Here is a 235-nt window from a genome sequence, read left to right on the forward strand (position 1 = left end):
TCGGCGGCGGTCCCGACCCAGGCGAGGGGCGGTTTGCGGGTGATGACGCTGACTTCGTCAAGGCCGACCAGGGCCGCGCTGGCGAGGGCGTCAATCCCGCCGATAGCGCCGGAGGGGATTATCAGCCGCCGCCCGTACTGCCGGGCCAGTCCCGCCAGCCCTTCAAAGAGGCTGTCGTCGGTAAAAGCCCCGGTGGCGCAGACCAGCAGGTCGCGCCCGGTCATGAGGGCTTCCG

The 235-nt window shown here is 70.6% G+C and carries 1 pseudogene; it reads right to left on the bottom strand.

From position 1 onward, the window contains the following. Window positions 1-224: pseudogene (locus tag AB1471_RS17925) on the bottom strand (aspartate dehydrogenase); the annotation flags it as partial. Window positions 225-235: the final 11 nt, after the last annotated feature.

This window comes from Jeotgalibacillus marinus (assembly GCF_040801915.1).
Lineage (GTDB): Bacteria > Bacillota > Bacilli > Bacillales > Jeotgalibacillaceae > Jeotgalibacillus > Jeotgalibacillus marinus.